At 37.4% G+C, this 16461-nt stretch carries 12 protein-coding genes and 1 tRNA gene; 8 read left to right on the forward strand and 5 right to left on the reverse strand.

The window, feature by feature from the left end; all coding sequences use genetic code 11:
- Window positions 1-153 precede the first annotated feature (153 nt).
- Window positions 154-798 carry a hypothetical protein gene (locus NZD88_RS19275; RefSeq protein WP_259831266.1) on the reverse strand — a complete coding sequence of 215 codons (645 nt, stop codon included), beginning with the start codon at window positions 796-798 and terminating at the stop codon, window positions 154-156.
- Window positions 799-916: 118 nt separating this feature from the next.
- On the opposite strand from NZD88_RS19275, the gene NZD88_RS19280 reads away from it, so the two are divergent.
- A complete protein-coding gene (locus NZD88_RS19280) occupies window positions 917-1879 on the forward strand; it encodes a YpdA family putative bacillithiol disulfide reductase (RefSeq protein ID WP_259831267.1) in 963 nt (320 codons plus the stop codon).
- A gap of 386 nt (window positions 1880-2265) precedes the next feature.
- Here NZD88_RS19280 and NZD88_RS19285 read toward each other — a convergent pair whose 3' ends face one another.
- Complete coding sequence (locus NZD88_RS19285; RefSeq protein WP_259831430.1) at window positions 2266-3432, reverse strand: MFS transporter; 1167 nt, start codon at window positions 3430-3432, stop codon at window positions 2266-2268.
- 315 nt (window positions 3433-3747) lie between these two features.
- Here NZD88_RS19285 and NZD88_RS19290 point away from each other — a divergent pair, with 315 nt between their 5' ends.
- On the forward strand, window positions 3748-4626 hold the full coding sequence (locus NZD88_RS19290) for a helix-turn-helix domain-containing protein (RefSeq protein ID WP_259831268.1): 879 nt from the start codon (window positions 3748-3750) through the stop codon (window positions 4624-4626).
- A gap of 88 nt (window positions 4627-4714) precedes the next feature.
- Window positions 4715-6655: an oleate hydratase gene (locus NZD88_RS19295; protein ID WP_259831269.1), complete on the forward strand. Its 1941-nt coding sequence runs from the start codon at window positions 4715-4717 to the stop codon at window positions 6653-6655.
- Between the two features lie 153 nt (window positions 6656-6808).
- Here the strand turns inward: NZD88_RS19295 and NZD88_RS19300 are convergent, their stop codons facing one another.
- A complete protein-coding gene (locus tag NZD88_RS19300) occupies window positions 6809-8482 on the reverse strand; it encodes a glutamine--tRNA ligase/YqeY domain fusion protein (protein ID WP_259831270.1) in 1674 nt (557 codons plus the stop codon).
- Between the two features lie 157 nt (window positions 8483-8639).
- Here NZD88_RS19300 and NZD88_RS19305 point away from each other — a divergent pair, with 157 nt between their 5' ends.
- The gene (locus NZD88_RS19305) at window positions 8640-9770 is read left to right on the forward strand and encodes an alpha/beta hydrolase (RefSeq protein WP_259831271.1); all 1131 of its coding nucleotides are present in this window, start codon (window positions 8640-8642) and stop codon (window positions 9768-9770) included.
- 449 nt (window positions 9771-10219) lie between these two features.
- A complete protein-coding gene (locus NZD88_RS19310) occupies window positions 10220-10399 on the forward strand; it encodes a hypothetical protein (RefSeq protein ID WP_259831272.1) in 180 nt (59 codons plus the stop codon).
- Window positions 10400-10414: 15 nt separating this feature from the next.
- On the opposite strand, the gene menC is transcribed toward NZD88_RS19310, so the two are convergent.
- Window positions 10415-11419 (reverse strand): o-succinylbenzoate synthase, encoded by a 1005-nt coding sequence (gene menC / locus NZD88_RS19315; protein WP_259831273.1) that lies wholly within the window; start codon window positions 11417-11419, stop codon window positions 10415-10417.
- Entirely contained in the window at window positions 11419-12435 is a 1017-nt protein-coding gene (gene fbp / locus NZD88_RS19320) for a class 1 fructose-bisphosphatase (RefSeq protein ID WP_169236168.1), read from the reverse strand. Before fbp ends, menC begins: the two co-directional genes overlap by 1 nt.
- Window positions 12436-12760: 325 nt before the next feature.
- Between fbp and NZD88_RS19325 the strand changes: the two genes are divergently transcribed.
- The 3 genes from NZD88_RS19325 (at window position 12761) to NZD88_RS19335 (ending at window position 16044) form a co-directional block, all read left to right on the forward strand.
- Entirely contained in the window at window positions 12761-13999 is a 1239-nt protein-coding gene (locus NZD88_RS19325; RefSeq protein WP_259831275.1) for an aspartate kinase, read from the forward strand.
- A gap of 22 nt (window positions 14000-14021) precedes the next feature.
- Window positions 14022-15863: a lysophospholipid acyltransferase family protein gene (locus tag NZD88_RS19330; protein ID WP_169236170.1), complete on the forward strand. Its 1842-nt coding sequence runs from the start codon at window positions 14022-14024 to the stop codon at window positions 15861-15863.
- Between the two features lie 108 nt (window positions 15864-15971).
- Window positions 15972-16044, forward strand: a tRNA-Phe gene (locus NZD88_RS19335).
- Window positions 16045-16461 lie beyond the last annotated feature (417 nt).

Raw genomic sequence — 16461 nt, forward strand, 5'->3', positions numbered from 1 at the left:
CTATCTTTTTCCTATTGCTTTTTCCAATGATTAATATTTCAAAGATATTTTAACTATTTCAAATGATTTATTCTATTTCACAAACTTATCACAAGGATATAAGTAGCTTCCAACCTACCTCTTCCAGCTTCCATTCCCTTAGTTCAGGTTAGATTAAATCGTCCATTGGTCGTTGACAACAGCCACCAGATATTGCTTACCCTGAAATTCTTCAAAAACAAAACGGATTGTTTTCCAGTCCATTTCGCCGTTCTTTTCAGTGCCTTTTATATAGTTTTCAGTAAAGTCTTTACCAGGATATATTTCCTTTAAATTATTAAGTGAATTTCCGCCACCCTGGAATTTGTTTAATGAATATTGCGATACTGTAAAATCTTTGGAGAAAACCCATTTCGTGAAATAATCATTAATCGTTGCTTTATACGGATCTCCTGAACCATCCTGAGCACCCCATGTAAATACCGTTTTTGTTGGTTGAAATTTTTCGAAATCTTCCTTGGAAAAATGTCTGTCTTCTTTTGGATTGACAAATCCATACATTGAAAAACTGATTCCTTTTTCCGGATGAATCAATGAGGCAAAAGTTTTATAATCTTTACTTTTTAAAGCCTGCAGGATGTCATCATTTGCTTTCTTTACAGCGACTTCATCCGTTTTTTTCTGTTGCGCTGTATTCTCAATGTTTTTTTCCTTCGCCTGAGCCATAGAATCTATCACGTTCGGAACAGGTTTTTCAGGATTTTTCTTACAAGCGTTCAATAAAGTCAATGCAAATATTGGAATAATCAGGTTTTTCATTTTTTCAATTTTTTAATAGGTAAGAAACACCAAAACTGGTGCCAACACCATATGCCTGATAGATAAGTTCTGTTGCCCATTTCCTTCTTAATATCATGGTTTTAAGTAAATTTGTCTTATGGAAATTTTAGACATCCTCATCATCGGAGGCGGGCCGATTGGTCTCAACTGTGCCCTTGAAGCTCAGAAAAACAATCTGACGTACCTGATCATAGAAAAAGGAACCATCGTGAATTCCTTATACCATTATCCTTTATACATGCGTTTTTTCTCAACAGCAGAAAAACTGGAGATTGGTGGTATTCCTTTTATTTCCCCGGCGCCCAAGCCAGGCAGACAGGAAGCACTGGAATATTATCAGGGAATTGCCAGACAAAAGGAAGTCCATATTAATCTGTATGAAAAGGTTCTGAAAGTTTCCAAAACCGGAGATATCTTTGATATTAAAACCTCAAAAGCCACTTATCAAGCGAAGAACGTCATTATTTCTACAGGGTTTTATGACATCCCGAATCTGATGAATGTTCCGGGAGAAAACCTGCCGAAAGTGAAGCATTATTATACAGAGCCTTATCCTTATGCCCAGCAGAAAATGGTTGTAGTAGGATCCAGCAATTCCGCAGTGGATGCCGCCCTGGAAACTTACCGGAAAGGTGCTGATGTAACCATGATCATCCGTCACTCTGAAATCTCAAAAAACGTAAAATATTGGGTAAAACCTGATATTGAAAACCGGATTGCAGAAGGAAGCATCAAAGCCTATTTTAATTCCGAAATAGCAGAAATTACAGAAAATACAGTCATTTTTAAAGATGAAAACGGACAGATCCGTGAGATTGAAAATGATTTTGTTCTGGCACTGACCGGTTACCTCCCCGACTTTGATTTTTTAAGAAACTCCGGAATTGAACTGCAAGGCGACTGCCTGAATCCACTGTACCATCCAGAAACCATGGAAACCAATGTTCCGAATTTATATCTTGCGGGCGTTGTTTGCGGAGGAAAAGATACCCATCTGTGGTTTATAGAAAACTCCAGGATTCATGCGGAGATGATTGTGAGGAATATTGTATTGGGATAATCAAGATTGTAGAAGTTAGACATCAGATTTTATACTTAAGACTTAAGATATTAACTTAAATTTTTTTATAGATTATCAAACTAACCTTCTTTTATCCTAAAAGTTAGTTTTTTTTGGTTAATTAAGGGCGCTAAGATATCTAAAATATTATGGTGATAAGGTGCAAGGATTTTATCAAAGATAAAATTGATTGGGGATAATTTATTCTGCAAAATCTGCCCGATCCGTGAAATCTGCGGGAGTTAAAGATATGAGATTTCAGACATCAGAAATCATTTACAGACCTCCATAACCCCATCTTCAGGCTTCCACCTTCCATCCCAAAAACTCTAAAACCCTCAGACTCTAAAACTCTCAAAAACTGAAACCCGAACCTCGTAACCGCACTAACTCCCGGCTTTCCTTTTCAGCATCCATGGAATCACAAAATAAAATCCAATAGCAATACCAACAGCCAATACTCCTGTTCCTATCCATAAAGTATTGAAGCCTAGTTTGTCGGCTGTCATTGTTCCCACATAAGGGGTAATGATAAAGGCTAAAGCAACGGATATTCCATTCATTCCCATATACGCTCCTTTGTTGTTTTCACCTGAGCGCAAAGCCGTTATCGTAGACATAAACGGAAGGGTCCAGATCTCGCCAATACACAGCAATGTCATCGAAACAATAAGCGTCAGAATGGAATAATCAAAGGCTAGCATTGCATAGGAAACACCACATAATATGGTTCCTATAAGTAAGGTAAAGGCAAGACTGAAATATTTTTCTGCAATCTGTACAAAGCCCATTTCAAGCAGAACGATGAGGAAACCGCTATATCCGAGGATATACCCAATATTCTGCTGGCTTAAGTGAGCCGTATCTTTATAGAAAATAGTCAGTGTACTGAATAACTGGAAAAAACAGATCGAAAACAGCATACAGAAGAAACTGTAGACCATGAATTTTCCATCGCGGTATGGGGAATTTTCTTTTTTAACGGCAATGGCTTCTTTTACTTTTTTCGGTTTCAATGAAGCCAGCTTATTTCGTTTTCCGAAGAAACGGATATACATCAAACCAGCCAGCAGTGCTGCCAAAGCATTACTGTAAAATAAAAATTCGTAAGAAATAGCAGATAATATCCCTCCCAATGCCGGACCTATCGAAAACCCAAGGTTTACAGCCATCCGGTTGAGTGAAAAAGCTCTGGTAATATTTTCAGGTTTAGCATATTTTGTAATCGCAACAGAGTTGGCAGGTCGGAAAGTTTCGCTCACGATACTCTGGATCAAAATAATAGCCGCCAGTCCCACTTCGGTTTTAAAAAGCGGAATAAGGCAGAATAAGGGCACACTCAGCAGCAGACTCAGACTCTGAACACGGTATTCTCCAATTTTATCTGTGATCAATCCGCCCAGCCATGACCCCAAAACAGATCCTATTCCGAAAAAGCTCAGAATAATTCCTGAATTTTCTATGCTGAAATGAAGATGACCCGTCATGTAGACTCCCAAAAAAGGAAGCACCATAGAACCTGCCCGATTGATAAGCATGACCAGCGCCAACATCCAACTTTCTTCCGAGAGTCCTTTAAAAGAACCCGTATATACGCTAATTAATTTCACACTATTATTTTTTGGGAGAAAACCCGGTAAGCTGCAAAATTAAGCAAAATGGCCCGGAACATCCTTCAAAAGGCACTTTATTTATCAATAACATCAATAGAAATAAAAATACACTAAGTTAAGTACCGATCAATTGATATTTTAGACATAACCATACAATCAACTTTTATAATTTTCGTAAATTGCAGTAACAATAGGATTTTCCCACTTAAAAGACTAAAATTAGAAGTAAAAATTTAAACGAATCAATACACAAAAATGATAACCTACGAAAATTTACATGATACGCTATCATTTTACAGTATTGACTGCCGACAGTCTTATTATATTTCTTCCGGAAATCCTATTTTCAATTTTCCTGAGGCTCCCTTCAGAATGGATTATTATGCGCTGTGCATTTGTACAGCCGGAGCAATAAGTATTGAAATTGATAAGCAAAAATATGATGTTGATGCCCATTGTTTTCTTGTTGCCGCCCCTTCAACGATTGTAAAGTTTCTGGACACCAGCAGGGATTTTAAAATGAAGCTACTCTTCTTTGACAAAAACTTTCTGATCAAAAAGATGTCCGATCCTTTTATTATTGAAAAGATGGATCTGTTTTCTAAAGGATCTTACAGCATCGTCAGGACCAATGAGAAAAATTCAGCACTGTTGCAGAATCTATTGGATTATCTGAAGAAAAAATCCAGAAAGCAGGGAAAATTTACTGAAGAAATTATCCGGACCATTATTTTCAATCTGCTATTGGAAACAGCTGAAATTATGGAGACAGAAAATGACAGCGCTGTTGAAAAAGAGGATGGGAAAAAAGATATTTTCTTAAAATTCAACCAACTGATCCGCGAGAATATCAGACAGCACCGAACGGTTCAGTTCTATGCCGAACAGCTTTTCGTGTCCAGTAAATACCTTATCGAAGTCATCAAAAAGGCAAGCGGCAAAACACCTCATCAGGTTATTGATGAAACCCTTTTGAAAGAAGCTTATATGATGCTGGGTAATCCTGATATTACCATTTCAGAGATCGCTTTTGAACTGCAGTTTAATTCTGCTTCTGCTTTCGGACGTTTTTTCAAAAAACAGACTTCCATTTCCCCTTCAGAATACAGAAACAAAGAAAATATCCAGTCCTAAGAATTTGGGGACAGTAATTCTGACATTAGGGACATACCCTGCATCCTGAATAGGGGTACCTTTATATTGTTAATTAAAACAATAAAAAATGAGTACGATCAATTCAAAATTCGACAAAGTTTTAAATGCTTCTGAGCAATTCGGAAAAGTAAACCACGAACCGGATTCCAGTAAAGAAGTTCAGATTAACACTCCTGAAAAGACGATGCCTTTTTCAGACCAAATCGGAAACTATCAGCGTAATAAAGGAATTCCTTTACAATCTTACGAAAACAGCAAAATCTATATTGTAGGAAGTGGTATTGCGGGAATGTCTGCAGCATATTATTTCATCCGTGACGGACATGTTCCGGGAAAAAATATTATTTTCCTTGACCAGCTTAATGTTGAAGGCGGCTCTCTGGACGGTTCCGGAAATGCCAAAGACGGTTACATCATCCGTGGAGGAAGAGAAATGGATATGACCTACGAAAACCTGTGGGACATCTTCCAGGACATCCCCGCCCTTGAACTTCCTGCACCATACAGCGTACTGGACGAATACCGCTTAATCAATGATAACGACCCGAACTATTCAAAAGCAAGACTAATTCACAATCAGGGACAGATCCAGGATTTCAGCAAATTTGGACTTGAGAAAAAAGACCAGCTGGCGATCGTGAAACTTTTACTAAAGAAAAAAGAGGAACTTGATGACCTGACGATTGAAGATTATTTTGCAGAATCTTTTCTTAACAGTAATTTCTGGTTCTTCTGGCGCTCTATGTTTGCTTTCGAAAACTGGCACAGCTTATTGGAACTGAAACTGTATATGCACAGATTCCTGCATGCCATCGACGGAATGAAAGACTTCTCCTGTCTGGTATTCCCGAAATACAACCAGTATGACACTTACGTTACGCCTTTAAAAAATTTCCTTGTTGAAAAAGGGGTTCAAATACAGTTCAATACGTTGGTAAAAGACCTGGATATCCACATCAATACGGAAGGGAAAACAGTGGAAGGTATTATCACGGAACAGGATGGTAAGGAAGTGAAAATCCCTGTCGGTAAAGAGGATTATGTGATTGTCACAACGGGATCTATGACTGAAAGTACTTTCTATGCCGACAATAATACAGCTCCCGAAATCACGCTGGATAACAGCAGTGCCGGACAAGGTCCGGGGTGGATGCTTTGGAAAAATCTGGCGGCCAAATCAGAAGTCTTTGGAAAACCGGAAAAATTCTGTAGCAACATAGAAAAATCTTCATGGGAATCTGCTACCCTGACATGTCAACCGTCTACTTTTACTGAGAAATTAAAAGAATTGTGCGTCAATGATCCTTATTCCGGAAGAACGGCCACCGGTGGTATCATTACGATCACGGATTCTAACTGGGTGATGAGCTTCACCTGCAACAGACAACCGCACTTCCCTACCCAGCCAGATGATATCCTTGTTGTATGGGTGTATTCTCTGCTGATGGATAAAGAAGGAAACTACATCAAAAAAACAATGCCTGAATGTACCGGAAACGAAATTCTTGCAGAACTTTGCTATCATTTGGGAATCATTGACCAGCTGGATAATGTTATAGAAAATACAATTGTCCGCATTTCATTTATGCCCTACATTACTTCTATGTTCATGCCGAGAGCTCAGGGCGACCGTCCGAGAGTGGTGCCTGAAGGATGTAAGAATTTAGGATTGGTAGGCCAGTTTGTGGAAACGAATAATGATGTGGTATTTACGATGGAAAGTTCTGTGAGAACAGCAAGAATTGCGGTATACAGTCTTCTTAACCTCAACAAGCAGGTTCCGGACATCAATCCGCTGCAATATGACATCCGACATTTATTAAAAGCCACCCAAGCTCTGAACGACTATAAACCGTTCTTAGGCGAAGGTATTTTAAGAAAAGTATTGAAAGGAAGTTATTTTGAACATATTTTGGTAGATCGCCCTGAGGAAAAAGAAGAACATGAATCTTTCATCATGGAACAGGTCGGCAGATTCCAGGACTGGATCAAAGGAATAAAAGGATAGCAAAAGGGCTGGAAGATGGAAGAAGGAGGCGGGAAGTTACTATCGGACGTTAATTTCGATAGTTATTTCAAAATTTGATAACGTAGTCTTAAACAATTAAAACAAAAAAGCAGGACTTGTGAAAGTCCTGCTTTTATATAGATCATTGTAAGATTATTCCGGTTTAAAAGAATCTTTCAATGTTACTGTACGGTTAAATACCAATTGAGAATCTGTAGAATCCTGGTCTTTTGTAAAGTACCCGATTCTCTGGAACTGAAGCGGCTCTCCTACAGCTACATCTTTTAAGCTTGGCTCTGCAAACCCTTTAATCGTAGTTACCGATTCTGGATTGATGAAGTTCAGGAAGTCTACATCCTTCTCTGCATCGGGTTGCTCAACAGTAAAGAGTTTGTCATAGATTCTTACATCTACCGGAATCGCATGAGTAGCAGATACCCAGTGAAGTGTACCCTTTACTTTTCTTAAGCTTTCTTCCGTTCCGCTTCCGGACTTGCTCTTTTCATCATAAGTAGCATAGATCGTAGTGATCTCGCCGTTTTCATCCTTCTCTACCCTTTCTGCTTTGATGATGTATGCTGATTTTAAACGAACCTCTCCGCCTAATTTCAGTCTGAAGAATTTATTATTAGCTTCTTCTTTAAAGTCTTCTCTTTCGATATATAATTCTCTTGAGAAAGGAACTTCTCTTGTCCCTGCATTTTCCTGTTCAGGATTATTTTCAGTTTCAAGCCATTCTTCCTTACCTTCAGGATAATTTTCAATAATCAGTTTTACCGGATCTACTACTGCCATAACACGTTTCGCTACCTTGTTCAGGTCTTCTCGTACACAGAAATCAAGCAACTGAATTTCGATCAGGTTTTCTCTTTTGGCCACTCCTACTTTTTCAATGAAATTTTTGATCGATGTCGGTGTGAACCCTTTTCTTCTCATTCCTGAAATGGTAGGCATTCTTGGATCATCCCAACCTGTCACTGCATTTTCGGCAACAAGCCTCTGCAGCTTTCTTTTGGAAGTGATCATGTAAGAAACGTTCATTCTTGCGAATTCTCTCTGCTTTGGTGCTACTTTAGATTCGTCATACACCTGCTCCAGATACCAGTTATAAAGTGGTCTGTGGTTTTCAAATTCCAATGAACATAATGAATGAGACACCTGCTCCAGATAATCAGATTCACCATGTGCCCAATCGTACATCGGGTAGATTTTCCAGGCTGTACCTGTTCTGTGGTGAGGTCTTTTCAGGATTCTGTACATCACAGGATCACGCAAATTCATATTGGGTGAAACCATATCGATCTGAGCACGAAGAGACATTGTGCCTTCTTCAAACTCACCGTTTTTCATTCTTTCGAACAGGTCCAGAGATTCTTCTACCGGACGATTTCTGTATGGCGACTCAACTCCCGGTTCTGCAGGATTCTTTCTCTGCTCTGTAATCACTTCAGACGGCTGCTCATCTACATAAGCTTTTCCTTCTTTGATCATCTGTACAGCCCATTCGTAAAGTTGCTGGAAGTAGTCAGATGCATACAGCTCCTTATCCCATTTGAAGCCTAGCCATTCAACATCTTTCTTGATAGAATCTACGAATTCCTGTTCTTCTTTTTCAGGGTTCGTATCGTCGAAACGAAGGTTTACGGGAGCGTTGTATTTTTCGCCCAGACCAAAGTTGATGCAGATGGCTTTTGTATGGCCAATATGCAGGTATCCATTGGGTTCAGGGGGAAAACGGAAACGAATCTGGTCTTTTTTCAGACCGTTTGCGATATCATCTTCAATAATTTGCTCAATAAAATTGAGTGATTTTTTTTCTTCTTCCATTATTAAATTAGCTTTTATTGTATGCAAAAAAAGTTTTACAAAGTTACGGAAAATTTGGAGCTTACGGAAATGATAATTTAAAAGCTAAACTGATGATAATTCAATATTTTTTATTAATTTAGAGAAAACTAAAAACCGTTTCCAAAAATTACTGACTATGGCTGTTTATATCCTAAGCAATCGTAAGATCGTCCGGCATAAGGGCGAAAAAGTAGATTCATTTTCTAATGATGAATACTCTATTCCCAATTTCAGGATTGCAAAATGTGATTTTGACTCCTATAAAGAACCAACTGCAGCCGCCAAGAAGAAAAAAGACTACACCAACCGAAACATTTTAAACTATAAATTATTTTCCGAACCTGAGAAGCAAGGCTATCAGGAAGTCCTGGAAGTCTTGCAGAGCGAAAAAGGCCTTAAGAAGTCTGCGCTGACCGCCAATAACCTTGGTGGAACCCAGAGACTATTCTATGAACTTTATAAGAATATGTCTTCCGCAAAGGACCGAAGCGACGTTCTGATCTTTATCCATGGATATGCTTATGATTTTGATGATGAATTAGAAGCCATCACCGATCTTAAAAAACTATTTATCGACAATCCGGCTTCACCCGTAGAACATATCTTATTTGTTAGTTGGCCTGCTTCAAGCAGCATTGTTCCGCTCACTTATTTCGATGACAAAGCATCGAGTATCAACTCAGGATCATCGCTGATGAGGCTGTTTTATTTTTACACTCAGTTTTTAAAAGATATTTTTTCAAACCGCGATCTGGTTCCCTGCAATCAGAGAATCCATCTAATGGCCCACTCCATGGGAAACAGAGTGTTACAAAGTATGCTGTATAGCCTTAAAAAAGAAAACATTCTGCGGGTAATCGATCAGGTCCTTCTTTTAAATGCAGATGTGACGTATAAGGTTTTTGAAGATTCGGAAGACTCATTCAATAAGCTTCCAATGCTAGCCAACCGCGTTTCTATTTATCTAAACCGAAAAGATACTATTTTGGGAATCTCACAATTCACTAAAAACATTCTAACTCCGCGATTAGGCAAGAACGGACCGAGTGACATTGCAAAATTTAAAGATATTGTTTCTATTATCGACTGTACATTCGTAGAAGATGATCTCCGGAACAGTTTTAAATATGAAATAGGAAATCACTGGGGATATCTTTCCAGTTCGATGGTACAGAAAGACATTTTCCAAAATCTATATGGAGTAGATCGAAACTTAATCACTGGAAGATCAAAGGATAACGAAAATATTTTCACAATTATTTCTTAACATTCTATTAAAATACATACTATGAGATGAATCATATGTTAAACTTCAAACCAATATTTAAATTGGCACAAAGATTGTAAATTTTCATTAAACTGAGAAATACAAATTTTTATTATGAAAAGAATTAAAAGCAGGTTTTCTTATTTATTAAGCTATATTAAGAAAGCAATTTTCGTAAAAGACGTGATTTAATTGAAAAACATAAACCCTAAAAAAACACTATCCGACCCTAACATTACTCTACCCTTACTTTCAAATATCCAATTATCTTCCATTGTAAACCATGGAAGATTAAATTATTTATGCTCTACAATTTCTTCAGTAAACAAAATTATATCACACGAATTTCAAATCCCATCAGAGTGAATTTAGTTAATTTAAGTTAAATTCTTGCATAATAAAAAAAAGAGATTGATATTTACTTTACCAATCAAATTAAAATCTTTATTATGAAAAATCTAACTGACAACATGAGAAAACTCAAAAAAGGCGAATTGAAAACAATTAAAGGAGGACTTGTCCCAATTGGCTGCAACAGCTGGGATCCACGAAAAAGATGCTGTAGATCATGGGATTCTGAGCACTCAAGCAATCCAACCTGCGAAGATTCTCCTCCACCATTTGCTTAACTAGCTATTTTTCTGTTATATTTTGAACCATAGCAACTCATTTTTGAGTTCCAAATCTGATTCAAAATTATTGACAAATAAAGATCCGGTGCCCAAACCTTGTGGCATCGGATTGTTTTTTGTGAAAGTATATTGTGCGATCGCATTTAAGCCTACATTACTTTCCAGTGCTGAAGTGATCCACCAGCCTATATTGAGTTGCTCTGCAAGAGAGATCCATTCATCTGAACCTGCAAAACCACCAACCAAAGCTGGCTTGAGAATAATATATTGCGGTTGAATCATTTCTAAAAGCTTTTTCTTTTCAATAAGATCTGTAATTCCAATCAATTCCTCATCCAGAGCAATAGGAGTCGGGGTTACGGCACACAATGATGCCATATTGCTCCAATTGCCTGCTTTTATAGGTTGCTCGATAGAATGAATATGAAGATCTGCAAGCTGCTGTAAAACCGTTTCTGCTTCTTCCTTGCTGAATCCGCCATTGGCATCTACCCGAAGTTCAAGCTGATCCTTTGAAAACTTTTCTCTTAATGTTTGAAGAATTTTATGTTCAGCCTCCCAATCAACCCCTATTTTCAGTTTAATACAGTGGAACCCTTTTTCAAGCTTCTCACGAATTTGCTCTTCCATGTAGTGGATATCTCCCATCCAGATCAGTCCATTAATCTTTATAGCTGATTTTCCTTCTGTAAATTCGCTTGGAAAATACAGATGACCTCCGTGCTTCAGATTCAAAATAGCCTGTTCATATCCAAACCAAATGGATGGAAATCCTTTCAGTTCTTCTTTTAAATAGAGGTGATCCTGATTAATATTTTCACAGAGCCATTGCAGCTTTTCTTCATAATCAGGTCTGTCATCAAAACTCAATCCTCTGAAGATGGCACATTCTCCTGTTCCTTTTTTCCCGTTGTCTTCAACTTCGAGAATAAAGGTCTCTTTTTCATGCAAAACGCCGCGAGACGTTCCGCTCGGGCGTTTAAATTCTAATAAATATCTAGAATATGTTGCTTTCATTATTTTACACTGTCGATCCGCATAAATTCCTCTGCTTTTTCTACCATCTGAATGCTTCCGCAGAAAAACGGAATTCTCTGGTGAAGTTCTGTTGGCTCTACCTCAAGAATTCTTCTGAATCCGTCTGTAGCCTTTCCTCCAGCCTGTTCAGCAAGGAATGCCATAGGATTACATTCATACAGTAATCTCAGTTTTCCGTTTGGAGACTGGGAATAAGAAGGATAAATATAAATCCCTCCTTTCAGCATATTTCTGTGGAAATCTGCTACTAAAGAACCGATATACCTTGATGTATAAGGACGGTCCCCCTCTTCCATCTGGCAATACTTAAGATAGTTTTTAACGCCTTGTGGGAATTTGATGTAGTTTCCTTCGTTGATGGAATAAATTTTCCCCATTGTCGGAAATTTCATATTAGGATGAGAAAGGTAATACGTTCCCAGTGAAGGATCCAAAGTAAACCCGTTCACTCCATTTCCGGTAGTATAAACAATCATGGTAGAAGAACCGTAGATCACATATCCTGCCGCAATCTGATTGATCCCCTTTTGAAGGAAATCTTCTAACTGAACCGGAGTTCCAGGTTCTGTTACTCTTCTGTAAATAGAGAAAATAGTCCCTACAGAAACGTTCACATCAATATTGGAAGATCCGTCTAAAGGATCGATCAGTACTACATATTTACTTAAATGACCATTTTCACCACATTTAATGTCAATAAAATCATCATTTTCCTCAGAAGCAATACCACAAACAACCTCTCTTTGAGACAAAGCCGTAATAAAAATATCATTGGCAATCACATCAAGTTTCTGCTGTTCCTCCCCCTGAATATTCTGGTTACCGGCAGCTCCTGTTATATCTACAATTCCGGCTTTATTTACTTCTCTGTTTACCACTTTCGAAGCCAATCTTATTGCACTTAGAAGACGAGAAAATTCACCCGTAGAATACTGAAAATCATCCTGTTTATCTATAAGAAACTCCCCTAAAGTCTGTAATGGTTGATTTGACATATTTTTCTTTTTACGTTTTCCCCAAATTTCGGAAAATTTATCGGAGAAAGAAAGCTTTTATTATAAAAGACCTTAACCCCTGTGTTCCAAAACGATACAACAACCCTCAAGCTGTACACTTAAAAATACCACTCTATTATTAATCCCCATTTGATGACAATAAATCAATGAAATTCTGATAATATTCATCAAGTCTCAATTTTAATGAAATCTTAATTCCATCCAACCGCCAGACTCTTTCATATCTCGTTGTAAATTTATAATTTTGACCTCCGTAAAAAACTCATGTAATTTTTAATCTAACAATTTTATTTTAAACAAATTAATGAAAATTTTCAAGTTTGGTGGAGCGTCTGTAAAAGATGCTGAGAGTGTAAAAAATGTGTCTATGGTTTTACAAAGCCAGGGATTTACCAAGTGTTTGCTGGTTATTTCAGCAATGGGTAAGACGACGAATGAATTGGAAAAGGTTGTAGAACTTTATTTCAAGAAGGATAACTATCAAACTGAGATTGAAAAGATAAAACGAAAACACATCGAGATTGCGGAAGGTCTGTTTTCGGAAAATCATGCAGTTTTTGCAGAGATTAATGTATTTTTCGATGATATCGATTCTTTTTTAAGAAGAAATAAATCTCCTAATTACAGTTTCGTCTATGATCAGGTAGTAAGCTGTGGAGAAATGATCTCTACAAAGATCTTAAGCGAATATCTTAACGAAATTCAGTTTCCAAATCAATGGTTAGATGCCAGAGATTATATTAAAACGGATAATTCTTACAGAGATGGTAACGTAGACTGGGCAAAAACAGAGGAATTTATTTCCACTTTAAATACAGAAATCTGCTATGTCACACAGGGTTTCATAGGTTCCGATGATAATAATTTTACGGTTACTTTAGGAAGAGAAGGCTCTGACTACTCTGCCGCTATTTTTGCCTATTGCCTGAATGCTGAAGCTATGACCATCTGGAAAGATGTACCCGGAGTAATGACCGGAGACCCAAGAAAGTTCAGTGATGTGACTCTTCTTTCTAATATTTCTTATGAAGAAGCGATCGAATTGGCTTATTATGGGGCAAGTGTTATTCACCCGAAAACATTGCAGCCGCTACAGCAGAAAACTATTCCTTTTTATGTAAAATCTTTCGTAGACCCTACCAAAGAAGGAACTAAAGTGGGAGCTTCAGATAAAAACCAACATGAAGAATCTTATATTTTAAAAGAAAATCAGGTTCTCTTAAAGATCTCAACCCGAGATTTCTCTTTCATTGCTGAAGATCATATGAGCCTTATATTCGGATACCTTTCCAAATATAAGATCAAGGTATCTCTGATGCAGAATTCTGCCATCTCATTGGCTCTATGTCTGGAAGACAAATTCAATCAGGTGGATGAGCTTAATGATGAACTTCAAAAAATATTTAAAACCAAAGCAGTTAAAAATGTATCTTTATTCACAGTAAGAAATGCGAAGATGGATCATATTGATAAATTTTACCAGGAAAAAAATGTATTATTGGAACAGATTTCCAAAAATACGGTTCAAATGGTAACACAATAATTTTAACTGCGACTAAACACCTATGAGTTTAATTTCGAAAAACGATCTTATCACAGCTTCCGGCTTAAGCAAAATCGGGTTCCTAAAAAACCCGGTAGCATCTGCCGTGATGAGCATTGCCAAAATAAACGAAGTCAATAGATTATACGATAAATTAAAAGATAAGGAAGGCAAAGACTTTTTCGACTCATTTGTAAGAGAAAGAAACTTAAGTTACATCGCTTTTGAAGAAGATCTCGCAAAAGTTCCCAAAACGGGACCATTTATTTTGGTTTCGAATCATCCATTGGGTGCTATCGATGGAATTTTAATGTGTAAAATCCTTTCGGAAGTACGTCCGGACTTTAAAGTAATGGGTAATTTTCTTTTGGAAAAGATCAAACCTATGGAGCCGTATGTGATCTCTGTGAACCCTTTTGAAAACAGAAAAGAAGCTTACAGCAGTACTTCGGGAATGCGTGAAACGCTGAAGCATCTTCAAAACGGAGGCTGCGTCGGTATTTTCCCTGCAGGAGAAGTATCCAATAAAAATAATCCTTACGGGGAAATTCTCGACAGAGAATGGGAAAAACCGGCCCTTAAGCTAATCAGAATGGCCAAAGTACCGGTCGTTCCGTTATATTTTCACGCCAAAAATAGCCGTATTTTTTATCAGGTTGCCAAACTTCATCCAAGTTTACAGACCCTGATGCTTCCTGCCGAAATGATGAATGACCGCGAAAAACCGATCAGAATCAGGATAGGAAAGCCCATCACCGTAAAAGCGATGGACGAGATGGAAACCATTGAAGAACTTGGCGAATTCCTGAAGCGTAAAGTGTATATGATGAAATCGTATTACGAAAAAAGAAAATCACTTGCGCAAAGTATCAATCTTAAAAATTTAACGGTAAAATTTCCACTTTTAAGAGAAGAAAATATCGTTCAGAATATCATTGACGAAACGCCAAAGGAGGATATTCTTAAAGACATCAACAGGCTGAGAGGTACAGATAAGATGCTTTTCAGTAACGGAAACTATGAGATCTATTTCACAACTTACGAGGAAATCCCTTCCGTAATGAGAGAAATCGGGCGCCAGAGGGAACTCACTTTCCGTGCTGTGGGTGAAGGAAGTAATCTTCCGTTCGATCTTGACGAATACGATAAGCATTATCATCATCTTTTCCTTTGGGACAACAGTGCCGAGAAACTTGCCGGGGCTTACCGAATGGCTTTAGGAAAGGATGTCATGAAGAAATACGGCATCAAAGGATTCTATACAAGCTCTTTATTTGAGTTTGAACAGGATATCCATCCATTTTTTAAGAAAGTGATTGAAATGGGCCGTGCTTACATCAGCGAAGAGTATCAGCAGAAACCACTTCCGCTATTTCTTTTATGGAGAGGGATCGTACATGTATGTTTAAGAAATTCTGACCATAAGTTTTTGATGGGCGGTGTAAGTATTTCCAATAAGTTTTCAGAGTTCTCTAAATCTCTGATGATCGAATTCATGCGTTCGAACTATTTCGATTCCGCCGTAGCACAATATATTACTCCTAAAAACGAATATAAAGTAAAACTGCGCGACAGGGATAAAAATATCTTTTTTGAGGAAATGGAGTCTGATCTGAATAAGCTTGACAAGATCATTGACGACCTTGAACCAGAATTAAGACTACCCGTTCTGATCAAGAAATACATCAAACAAAACGCTAAAGTAATTGCTTTTAATGTAGATCCAAACTTCAACGATGCGATCGACGGATTGATGTATATCCGAATCAGTGATCTTCCGGAAAGCACGATCAAGCCTGTATTAGAAGAGATGAGCGATCATATCAGAAAAGAGCAGGAAAATAATTCAGCTGAAAATCAGTAAGTTTTATTTTTATCGAAAAAAAATACGATTAATACTTGCTTCATATAAGAAAACTTACTACTTTTGCATCACTTTAAAACAACGAAGTAAGTCAAACAAAAATATAATGGTTTCTTAGCTCAGTTGGTAGAGCAATGGATTGAAAATCCATGTGTCCCTGGTTCGATTCCTGGAGAAACCACTTTAAAACCTCTAATTCATTTTAGAGGTTTTTTTGTGCTTATAAAATCAGAAATATTCTTTAACAATAAGTTTTTTTTCTAAACGACAAAAGATTAAAGTACTTTGGGGCAATTAAGTTTATTAAATTTAAATTTCATGCCTTATAAAATGAAATAGCAAAGGATCATTTTAATTTCTGTATTATCTCCCAGTACAGCTGAGATATCTTCTTTAGGAAATGTTCTAAAAAAGTTCTAAAAATATACACCAATTACGGTAAAACGCTTTAACAAACCGAAAAAAAAAGAAGTTTTAGAAAATTACTTGACCGGAATGTGGAAAATGAAAATACTATGAAAATTTTATTTGAATTCAAATAACTGACCCCCAAACTATTGAAGGATAAAAAAGCCTATACAAAGCTCTTTTTAAAAAT

Origin of the sequence: Chryseobacterium pyrolae (assembly GCF_025153485.1) — a bacterium.
Classification (GTDB): domain Bacteria; phylum Bacteroidota; class Bacteroidia; order Flavobacteriales; family Weeksellaceae; genus Chryseobacterium; species Chryseobacterium antibioticum.